A 10,143-nucleotide genomic window follows, 5' to 3' on the forward strand; every position below is an offset into this window, starting at 1 on the left:
CCCCGCGCCCGCCGCCCCCTTTCATGTTGCTCCCGCGGGACCCGGGCTCCCTCACCGAACCCGGCTCCCGCGCGAGAACGCGCGCACCGTCAGGCTTCGAGGCCCGACGAGTCGAAGATGTACCCGCCCGTTCCGTCGGAGACGATGCGCCCCATCGACGGCTGCGCGAAGTGATTGCCCAACACGATCGTCGGGGTGTCAGCGAGCTCGGCGAGGATCCGACGACGGGTCGCGGTGCTCTGGTCGCCGTCGACGTCGCTGAGCGCGGCCCATTCGGGATGTGCGACCTGGCCGGGATGGTGGAAGGCATCGCCGGTGAGGAAGAGGTGGTCGTCGCCGGAGCGGATACTCACGCTCGTGTGCGCCGGGGTGTGTCCCGGGGTCGAGACCAGGGTGATGCCGGGCGCGATCTCGCCGTACTCGTCGATCAGGTCGATCTGGCCGGCCTCCTGCACTGGGCGCACCGATTGCTCGAACGTGCTGATCTGCGTCTCCTGGAATAGGGCCAGCACGTGGTCGAGCTCAGGCGCGTCCGCAGCCGGGTGAACCACCGCCTGCTTGCTCTCATTCTCCCAGTGTCGGAACTCGACGCCCATGAAGAGATACCGGGCGTTCGGAAACGTCGGCTTCCAACCGTTCTCCGTCAGCTGGGTGGCCCATCCGACGTGGTCGAGGTGCAGGTGGGTGGACACGACGATGTCGATATCCTCAGGTTGGACGCCCGCGCCGGCGAGGCGGTAGAGGAACCCGGTGGTGTTGTGGTTCCACTCGGGTACCACGGAGATGTCCTTGTCGTCGCCCACAGCGGGATCGATCAGAACGACTGTGTCTCCGGTGCGTACGAGGAACGCCTGAACGACTCCTTGGGGGTTGCCCTCGGCGTCGATGAACGGTGGCGCCAGCCACGGAATCTGCTTCAGGGCGGCGGCCTGGGCATCCGGGACGACGACGGCGACGGCGTCCAGAGGCTGCTCGTAGATGGGGTCGACGGTGATGGATCCAACAGTGATGGTCATGGAGTTCCTTGCGTTCAGGAGTTGTCGTTACGCGCCGGCGGCCTTGGCGCTGCGGGAGTCGCGCTGGTCGTCGAGTAGCATCGCCGCGCCCTTCTCAGCGATGAGATAGGTTGGGGCGTTCGTGTTGCCGGAGGTGATGGTGGGCATGATCGACGCATCGATCACGCGCAGGCCGCGGACACCGCGCACGCGCAGCTGCGCGTCGACGACGGCGTCATCGCCGGTGCCCATGCGGCACGTTCCCACCGGGTGGTACACGGTGGATACCGTGCGCCGGAGGTAGTCGGTCATCTGCTCGCGGGTGGCGACGTCGGGGCCGGGCTCGAGCTCGGTGTCGATGTGCCAGGCGAGCGCCGGCTGCGCCGCGATCGAGCGGACCTTGGCGATACCCGCAGACAGGAGGTCGATGTCGCGCTCGTCGGTGAGGTAGCCAGGGTCGATCAGGGGGCGCATCGTCGGATCGGTGGAGACGATGCGCGTGATGCCCCGGCTGAACGGGCGCGCTGCGATGGACGAGATCATCATGCCCGGGTAGGGGTCGATGCCGAGCACGCCCTCCTTGGAGATGCCGAACGAGTACGGGCGCATCGCCAGTTGGACGTCGGGGTTAGTCTGGTCCGGGTCGGCGGCGAAGAAGATGAGCGACTGCGACGAGGTGCTGCTCAGGGCGCCGGTGCCGTGCTCGCGCCACTCCTCGAGGGCCTCGGCGAGCCGGGCCTCGTCGCCCAGCGTCTCGTTGATGCTGTCGTCGTCGTTGCGCAGCTTGAACTTGACGTGTCCAAAAAGGTGATCCTGCAGGTTCTTCCCGACGCCGGGTACGTCGGCCACCACGGGGATGCCGAGTGATCTGAGGTGCTCCGCGTCGCCGATCCCCGACAGCTGCAGGATCGTCGCGCTGCCGATCGCGCCGGCGGAGAGCACGACCTCCTTGGCTGCGCGGATCTCGCGCTTGGCTCCGTCCTCGATCACCTCGACGCCCACCGCGACACCACCGTCGATGACCACGCGGGAGACGGTGACGTTCGTCAGCACGTCGAGCGAGTCGCGGTCGCGGATGGGATCGATGAAGGCAACCGCCGACGACTGGCGGCGGCCGTTGTAGATGTTGCCCATCACCACCGCGACGCCCACCTGATCACCGCTGTTCTGGTTCTTGTTGAGGGGGAACCCGGCCTCCTGGGCCGCCTCGATGTAGGCGCCCGTGGTGGGGTGCATCGTGGTCAGCGAGGTCAGCTTGAGCTCACCGTCGGTGCCGAAGTACGTGGGATCGCCGTCGACGTACGCGGTCTGCTTGCGGAAGTACGGAAGCACCTCGTCCCAGGTCCAGCTGGAATCGCCGGCGGCCTCGGCCCAACCGTTGTAGTCCTCACGCTGGCCGCGAACGTACATCATGCCGTTCACGGAACTCGAGCCGCCCATGATCCGGCCCTGCACCAGGGGGATCGAGCGGCCGGCGATCTCCTCGGCGGGCTTCGTGCGGTCGGGCCACACGGCCTCGGGGTCGCCGACGAGACGCTGCATCCCCAAGGGGATCTCCACCCACTGGTTGTCATCGGGGCCGCCGGCCTCGATCAGCAGGACCCGGTGCTTCTCGCTGAGCCGGTTGGCGACGAGACAGCCGGCCGAGCCTGCTCCAGCAACGATGTAGTCGTACATACTCGTAACTTCCTCTCACGGTGAATCTGTTCTGTGGCACGAAGCCACGGTCTGTGTGCCCGTCAGGTGCAACCGGTGTGCCGAGCTCAGGCGAAGGTCAGGACCGGCTTAATCACGTCGCCGGCCTTCATGGCCCTGATTGCATCGCCGATCCGGTCGATGGGGACTCGGTGACCAGCCGGTCGATGGGGAATCGGCCGTCGGCGACGTAGGAGATGAGCTCGGGGATGAACTCCTGGGGAAGCGAATCGCCCTCCAGCACGCCCTGCAGGGTGATTCCGCGCAGCAGCACGTCCGTCAGGTCGATCTCGACGGGATTCGAGCCCCAGCCCTGGCTCATGCCGATCGTTGCGCACGAGCCGCGCACCGCGAGCCTCGCGAGTGCACTCGTTAGGACGTGGTCGTGTCCTGGGCTGCTGTGGTCACTTGGTAGTTGCCTTTCTGAGCCATAACTACTCTCCGGTCCGCTAGTCGGTATGGCATACCAATGAGCGGTACGAGGAAGTGTGTCGTGTGTCACGTTCGATGTCAAGGTCTGATGATCGTGAGGTGCGAGGAGGAAGCTCGAAAACCAAATCCGGACAGGGGAGTTTCTCCGGTTACCGCGTACCCGGCAGGACCTGCTTCGAGCCGTAGGGCGTAGGGACGTTCGTGGGGACCACCTCGCTGGAAGACGCAGCGACCCTCGCGTTCGACCAATTCATTTGCGCGGATGCAGGATGCAGGATGCAGGGGGTGCAGCTCGGCGCTCCAAGCAACGGCGACCAATCAACAGCGCCGAGCCGGCATCCATGCGTTCGCGCCGTCGTCCCCGGCATTTCCCGACGAGGGCGAACATCCCCCCCCCGAGTTCATCGGGGCCGGGTGCTGACCAGCCTGTGCGGCCCTCACCCCGCGATCGCGCGCACCGCTGCGACGAGGGCTGTCCGGTGGCTGGCGAAGCGCTGGTCCGAGCCGTTGGGCTCGGCTGCGAGGCCTCGGAGAGCTGGCGAGGCGTTCGCCCATGGTGTCGTGTTGGAGATGGTGAAGGCGGGTAGATCGGCGGCGTCGCAAGTGTTGCTAACGATGCCGGCTTTCTGTGCGGCGGCGATCGCGGCGACCGTGGGGCGGTACTCCTCGATCTTTTCGGCCCCGACGTCGGATCGTTCGAGCTGTGCCCAGACCGTCAGGCGCAGCGTCTGCGGATGCTCGAGCAGGTAGTCGACCAGCCCTAGTTGTTGACGGACGGCGAGCCGCGGAGTACGTTAAATCTAACCAGTTAGTTACCTTCGGTGGCTCAGCACGCCGGGCCAGAGACAGGAGGTGCGACATGAAGGCTGTCGTTATGACGGGCGCGAATAAGCCTTGGGAAGTCCAGGAGGTCCCGACGCCCACGGCTGAGCCGGGGCAGGTGCTGGTCAGAGTGCACGCCTCGGGGATGTGCTACACCGACGTGTGGGCGACGCAGGGCGCTGGGGGAGACATTTACCCGCAGACCCCGGGCCACGAGGTCGTGGGGGAGATCGTCGAGGTCGGTGCTGGCGTGCGCGGCCACGAGGTTGGCGATCGGGTCGGCACCACCTGGGTGCAGCAGGCGTGCGGGCGTTGCGATTACTGCCGCCAGTCCCTGCCGCTGACCGGACAGACCGCGATGAACTGCCCGAATGCGCGCACCACCGGGTTCGCTGCTCAGGGCGGCCATGCCGAGTACATCGCGATCGCGGCCGAGGGCACGGTGCTGCTGCCCGATGGGCTCGACTACGTCGATGCGGCCCCGATGATGTGCGCGGGCTACACCACGTGGAGCGGCATCCGCGATGCCAACCTGCAGCCGGGCGAGCGGATCGCCATCATCGGCATCGGAGGGCTCGGCCACGTCGCGGTCCAGCTGGCCAAGGCGTCCGGCTTCGAGACGATCGCGATCACGCACTCTCCCGACAAGCACGACCTGGCCAGACAGCTGGGCGCGGACCATGTGGCGTCCAACGGCCAGGAGTTGGCCGAGCTCGGCGGGGCGGATGTCCTGATGGTCACCACGAACGCCTTCGACGCCGCGGAGGAGGCGATGGCCGGTCTGCGGCCGAGAGGGCGGGCAATCCTGAGCGGGCTGGACTTCCCCCAGCCGTTCGAGATCTCCTCCGAAGGTGTGCCGTTCCACATGATGCGCCAGCAGGTCATCGGGTCCACTCACGGCGGCCAGCACTACCTGAGCGAGGTACTGGACTTCGCCGGCAAGGGCAAGGTCAAGCCGGTTACCGAAACCTTCACCCTCGATCAGGCCACCGAGGCCTACGACCGGCTCTCGACGGGCAAGATGCGCTTCCGGGGTGTGTTCACCCCCCAAATCGCCTAATCACCGGCGATCACGCGCGTCAGCGCGGCCCGTCGACATTGGCGCGCCGAGTCCAGCGTGGCCAGATCAAGAGCTCCTTTCCCTTGGCCTTGCGGGCCACGCTCCTTCCCCGATCCGCCGAATTCGCTTCTGCAATAGGAGCTCAATCATATTCGAGGCGCAGCATCGTTACATTGATGGCGAGTGGACTGAGCCGGTCGACGGAGCCCTCCGGAACCCGACCGATCCCGCCACGGACAAGCCGAGCGGCCGCGGCGTCCTGGGCGGCACGGTGGACGCCGCCCGGTCGGTCCGCGCGCAAGGCGTTTCCCGCGTTCAGCACGACGACGGTCACTGAACGGTCCACAGTCGGCGACACCCTCAACTCCCACCCGGACGTTGACGTGGCCTCCTCTACGGGCTCCGGCCCGTTCGCCGACGGGGTCGCCGGTGCCACAGTATCGACTGCCCAGAGACGGTCACCGAACTCGGGGGCAAGTCCGCCCAGATCGTGCCTGCCCAACGGCGACCTGGACATCGCCGTCACGACTGCCATGTTCTACGCCATCGGCAGCAGCGGACAGATCTGTGGTGCGGCCTCGCGCACCCTCGTGCGGCGCGAGAGCGAGGGGGAGTTCCTGGATCTGCTCACCACCCGTGTCGAGGCCCTAAGGGGCGGCGACCCTCGCGCCGAGGACACCTTCCTGGTTCCGGTGGTCTCCGCCGACCAGTGGAGCACCGTCCAGGACTACATCCACCAGGGCATCGACGCAGGCGCTCGTCTCGTCGTCGGCGGCATGCGCAAGCCCGACCTCCCCGACGAGTTCCGGGACGGGCACTTCGCTAAGCCCACCGTCGTCGTCGCCAACGACCTGATCATCGCCCGCGATGAGATCTTCGGTCCCGCCATGCCTGTAGTCGCCTACGACATGATCGAGGAAGCGGTGCGCATCGCCAACGACTCCCCGTTCGGGCTGTGCGGATGCGTTACCAGCGCTGACCCGGTCCGGGTCTGCGAGGCCGCGGAGCAGATGCGCACCGGCTCCGCGCTGATCAATGACGCCGACTCCGAATTCAACACCGGCTGGGGCGGCTATAGGCAGTCCGGCAACGGCCGAGAGTGGGCCGACTTCGGCATCGGCGAGCACCTGGAGATCAAGTCCATCGTCGGCATGACCGCCGCCTAAGGAGGCACAGTTTGACGATCACGACCTTGGCGGACCCGCCTGGTGGCCGCGCGCCCGGGAGGAGACCGTGACACTGACGAGAATCGCGATCCTGAAGCCATTTCAGTCGAGTCTGATGCTCCGCGCCGGCAGGGGTGCCAAGCGATGAATGGCGCACTGAGTCGTTTTCGGCTGGTCCCGATGCGGCCGCGCGACCCGGGCGAGCGGGGCCGAGTGGCCAGGACCCTGGAGCTGTTCTTCGACCTGGTCTTCGTTATCGCTGTCAGCATCGCCTCGGTGCAGCTGCACCATGCGCTGACCGAGGGCCACGTCGGCCACGGCATCGTGGACTACGCGATCGTGTTCTTCGGGATCTGGTGGGTGTGGATGAACTTCACGTGGTTCGCCACCTCCTTCGACACCGACGACTGGCTCTACCGACTGCTCACCATCGTGCAGATGGGCGGCGTCCTGGTCTTCGCCGCGGGCATCTCGTCGGTGTTCGAGCACTACCACTTCACCGTGCTGATCATCGGCTACGTTGTGATGCGTCTGGCGTTGGTGGCGCAGTGGCTGCGCGCCTCTCGATCCGGCGGAGAAGCCGGCCGCGCGGCCCGTGCCTGCGCTGCCGGGATCGCCGTCGTGCAGGCGCTCTGGCTGCTGACCCTCTTGCTCCCGTCGTCAGCGCTCCAGATCGCTCAGCTCATCATGATCGGCGCTGAGATCACGATCCCTATCGGCGCCGAACGGCTCGGGCGCACGCCTTGGCACCCACACCACATCACCGAGCGGTACGGGCTGTTCACCCTGATCCTGCTCGGCGAGAGCCTGCTGGGCTCGGCCAACGCGATCATCGAGGCCTTGCGCAGCAGCGAGGAGCTCGGCTCGCTGATCGGGGTCGCGGCCCTCGCCCTGATCGCGACCGCAGCGCTGTGGTGGATCTACTTCTGGCCCCCGCACCACCACGCCATCAACCAGTCCTACCGGTCCCTGATCTACGGCTACGGGCACTTCTTCATCTTCGCCGCCGCCGGCGCGTTCTCTGCTGGCATCGAGGTCGAGATTGAGGTCCTGACCGGACACAGCGCGCTCAACCCGCCGTTCGCCTCGTTCGCCTACACGATCCCGATCGCTGTGTTCATCCTCGGCATCTGGGCGCTGGCGATCAGACCGGTCGGCGACGCCCGGGTGAACACCGCGGTCCCGCTCACCGGGATTCTGGTGCTGGTCGACTGCCTGAACCCCATCCCGTTCGCCCTCACTGCCATCGTCCTCGCCGCCACGGTCGCGGTTCTGGTGTGGAGACGACCATCGATTGACAGCAAGAATGAGGAGCGCACCATGGAGCTCTGGAAGGCCGCCCGACGAGTGGGCTTCGCGATCGGCTGGGATCAGGTCGCTCGACTGATGCGAGCTGAGCAGATCCAGGGGGCGGCGAGGGACGAAGATCCGCACCACCGGTCCGGCGGCCGGAACGGGCCGGCACCCTGACCTGGTCGGTCGGGACTTCACCGCGAGCACGCTGAACCAGCTGTGGGCATGGATCTGACCTGCGTGCCGACCTGGCAAGACGTCGCCTACGTCTGCCCAACTCTCAGCCCCGCCCCGTAACTAACTAGATGTTGACAAATGCGCGGGTGTGCCTGAATATTACTAGTATGCCGTCGACTGCACAGCTCAAAAACTCATCCGCGCAACGGCTCTGGAGTGGAATCACCGCCGTATCAATCGCAATTGCAACGACGTCTTGTGGCAATTCGTCTGAAGAGTCACCGGCTTCGCAGAGTTCAGTGTCGCCGGCGATCAGTTCGGCAGAGGTTGCGGGCTCAACGGATGCCAACGGCACTAGCAGAGGTGGTGGAAGCGGCAGTAATGGGCGAGGGGATGTTCCGCACTCGGGTTCCGTTCCTCATGGTTCGGCAAGGACGACTGCGCCTCACGGTAGCGCCACGCATCCAGGGCAGCCGCCTGTGCAGCGTCCCGGTGTAACAACAACGGTGCCGCAGGGTGTCCCGGAGCCTGGGAGCCCGACGTTCTCTGGCCCTGGTGCTCAGACGACGGCACCCGAAGGTGTCCCGGAGCCTGGGAACCCGACGTTCTCTGGCCCCGGTGTCGATACGACCGCACCGGAAGGGGTGCCCGAGCCAGGAAACCCAACCTTCACAGGCTAGTGGCGCGACTTGCAAGTGTCTGAACGGTTGGCTGGTGCGACGTGTGACGTGGATCATATCGCTTGACGCAACGAACCGTCCAGCGATTTTCAACCGCGCCACTAGGCCGAATAGAGATTCGGGTCGACATGTTCACGACCTCTGAGGCGAAATAGGTCTGGAGCATGGTGTCAGTCCATTCAATCAGTGAGGCTTTTAAGGTGAGGCTTGTTCGACGTCAGGTGTCCTGGATTCTGCTGCCTTTGCTAATTGCAGGATCGTCACTGGGAGTCGGTGCGGCATCGGTATCCCCCTACAATGCTTCGGGTTTTACTGATGGGGGCCCAAGTGTGAGACAGGAGTTGCTGCGGTCGTGGCTGAGTCGGCGCTGTCGAAGATTGTTGTGTGCCGTACCGGTTCTCGTCTCCAGTACATAGGGCAGGGGGTGCGGACACAGAATTGGTTGTGGATCGGTGATGTCCGCCTAGATGGTGGTGACACCTACCTTGCGACGCATGAGAAATTCACGTACGTGATCCGCTGGGGAGTCCTCGAGATCGACGCGCCGGACGGTAAGACCGTGTCGCACGAGCACCTGGATATGCACACCTTCGAGCACAGCTAGTCCCGGCGCTCACCTTCGACCTCCGAACGAAGCATCGCCGCCCCGCTGCCTATCAGCGCCACGCGGCGCACCATCCCGCTGTCATGATGCGGCCGTGGAGTGAGCCGCACGGAGAGACTCTGATGATTACAACGAGGAAACGAGCGGCGCTCGCTTTGACGGTCGTCGTTCTTCTTGCATCGCTGCTGGCTGTGGGATTGTTCCTGGGCCGCGCTTCGGACGACGATCCGCCTTCCTCAGCGGAACCGCTAATGGTGTCGACTCATCAGTATCTCAACGTTCCGGGCGTTGATCCTGATACGCTGAGTGGCTTCCTTTTTCGGCCTCCCGTACACGATGCTAACGCAACGAGGCCCACGATTGTCCTGATTCACGGCGGCGGCTGGATCAAGGGCGCGACTGCCGAGTACGTCCGCCCTGCGGCGCAGGCGCTTGTAGCTCGCGGCTTTGTGGTGTGGAGTCTGAACTATCGCCGCGCGGGTGACGGTGGCGGCTGGCCGGTCACCTTCACTGATCTTGCTGCAGGCGTCGATCACCTTACTCGTCTTCAGAATTCGGTGCCGGAAATCGACCTGAGCCGCGTTACCGTGGTGGGGCACTCTGCAGGCGGACAGCTAGCTGCGTGGACGGCGGGCCGCGGCACTCTCCCCGACGGCGCACCAGGCTCCAGGCCAGCGGTCCGGCCTCACGCGGTGATCTCCCTCGCAGGCGTTCTCGACATGCGCCTGTCCCTCACGAAGAACGACCACGTCTTGCGGGTGATGGGCGGTACGCCGGAGCAGTTCCCTGATCGGTACCTGTTGGTAGATCCGCTCGAGCGAATGGATCCGAGAGTTCCAGTCGTCGCGATCACCGGCACCAACGACACTGTCGTACCACCCCGCGAAGCGACCGAGTATGTGGAAGCGCTACGCCGGAAGGGTGGCAGCACCGCGCTGATCGAAATCCCCCAGACCGGGCACGGCGAGGTCATCGACGTCCAAAACAAGTGGTGGCCCACGATCGAAAGCGCGGTCGCCACCGTCGCCGAGCACGGCCCAGGCGCAATGCCCGTCGGCACCGGCGCCTAAGTCCGACGAAAACAGCTGGCGTTCGAGCCAGTCACCAATCGACAGCACGGACCCGACTCACGAAGGAACCACCATGAACCGTCCCGGCTTTCCTGCCGGTGGTTTACGTGTGGGCGGGTAGCTCACACACGTCTTGCTGGTCAGCGTAG

General features: G+C 65.5%; 8 protein-coding genes and 2 pseudogenes. 6 read left to right on the forward strand and 4 right to left on the reverse strand.

Features of this window, described 5'->3' with window-relative positions; all coding sequences use genetic code 11:
• Window positions 1–89: 89 nt before the first annotated feature.
• The 4 genes from ACLQ3K_RS10010 to ACLQ3K_RS10025 form a co-directional block, all read right to left on the reverse strand.
• Complete coding sequence (locus ACLQ3K_RS10010) at window positions 90–1,016, reverse strand: MBL fold metallo-hydrolase (RefSeq protein WP_425998945.1); 927 nt, start codon at window positions 1,014–1,016, stop codon at window positions 90–92.
• A 27-nt stretch (window positions 1,017–1,043) separates the two neighbouring features.
• Window positions 1,044–2,672 (reverse strand): GMC family oxidoreductase, encoded by a 1,629-nt coding sequence (locus ACLQ3K_RS10015; protein WP_425998947.1) that lies wholly within the window; start codon window positions 2,670–2,672, stop codon window positions 1,044–1,046.
• Between the two features lie 127 nt (window positions 2,673–2,799).
• Complete coding sequence (locus ACLQ3K_RS10020; protein ID WP_425998949.1) at window positions 2,800–3,012, reverse strand: hypothetical protein; 213 nt, start codon at window positions 3,010–3,012, stop codon at window positions 2,800–2,802.
• Window positions 3,013–3,559: 547 nt separating this feature from the next.
• On the reverse strand, window positions 3,560–3,880 hold the full coding sequence (locus ACLQ3K_RS10025; RefSeq protein ID WP_425998999.1) for a hypothetical protein: 321 nt from the start codon (window positions 3,878–3,880) through the stop codon (window positions 3,560–3,562).
• Between the two features lie 101 nt (window positions 3,881–3,981).
• Here ACLQ3K_RS10025 and ACLQ3K_RS10030 point away from each other — a divergent pair, with 101 nt between their 5' ends.
• The 6 genes and pseudogenes from ACLQ3K_RS10030 (at window position 3,982) to ACLQ3K_RS10055 (ending at window position 9,994) form a co-directional block, all read left to right on the forward strand.
• Entirely contained in the window at window positions 3,982–5,004 is a 1,023-nt protein-coding gene (locus tag ACLQ3K_RS10030; protein WP_425998951.1) for an alcohol dehydrogenase catalytic domain-containing protein, read from the forward strand.
• A 176-nt stretch (window positions 5,005–5,180) separates the two neighbouring features.
• Window positions 5,181–6,170, forward strand: a complete 990-nt coding sequence (locus ACLQ3K_RS10035) for an aldehyde dehydrogenase family protein (RefSeq protein ID WP_425998953.1) — start codon at window positions 5,181–5,183, stop codon at window positions 6,168–6,170.
• Between the two features lie 180 nt (window positions 6,171–6,350).
• Window positions 6,351–7,433, forward strand: a pseudogene (locus ACLQ3K_RS10040) (low temperature requirement protein A); the annotation flags it as partial.
• 60 nt (window positions 7,434–7,493) lie between these two features.
• Window positions 7,494–7,736 (forward strand): annotated as a pseudogene (locus ACLQ3K_RS10045) (IS3 family transposase); the annotation flags it as partial.
• 936 nt (window positions 7,737–8,672) lie between these two features.
• Window positions 8,673–8,924, forward strand: coding sequence for a hypothetical protein (locus tag ACLQ3K_RS10050; RefSeq protein WP_425998955.1), 252 nt, complete (start codon window positions 8,673–8,675; stop codon window positions 8,922–8,924).
• 155 nt (window positions 8,925–9,079) lie between these two features.
• Window positions 9,080–9,994, forward strand: a complete 915-nt coding sequence (locus ACLQ3K_RS10055; RefSeq protein ID WP_425998957.1) for an alpha/beta hydrolase family protein — start codon at window positions 9,080–9,082, stop codon at window positions 9,992–9,994.
• Window positions 9,995–10,143 lie beyond the last annotated feature (149 nt).

Origin of the sequence: Tsukamurella sp. DT100 (assembly GCF_049844855.1) — a bacterium.
Classification (GTDB): Bacteria; Actinomycetota; Actinomycetes; order Mycobacteriales; family Mycobacteriaceae; genus Tsukamurella.

What these genes read in the sequence shown, in the direction of transcription:
- ACLQ3K_RS10010 (WP_425998945.1), bottom strand. Translation starts at nt 1,016, where the DNA reads ATGACCATCACTGTTGGATCCATCACCGTCGACCCCATCTACGAGCAG.
- ACLQ3K_RS10015 (WP_425998947.1), bottom strand. Translation starts at nt 2,672, where the DNA reads ATGTACGACTACATCGTTGCTGGAGCAGGCTCGGCCGGCTGTCTCGTC.
- ACLQ3K_RS10020 (WP_425998949.1), bottom strand. Translation starts at nt 3,012, where the DNA reads ATGAGCCAGGGCTGGGGCTCGAATCCCGTCGAGATCGACCTGACGGAC.
- ACLQ3K_RS10030 (WP_425998951.1), top strand. Translation starts at nt 3,982, where the DNA reads ATGAAGGCTGTCGTTATGACGGGCGCGAATAAGCCTTGGGAAGTCCAG.
- ACLQ3K_RS10035 (WP_425998953.1), top strand. Translation starts at nt 5,181, where the DNA reads ATGGCGAGTGGACTGAGCCGGTCGACGGAGCCCTCCGGAACCCGACCG.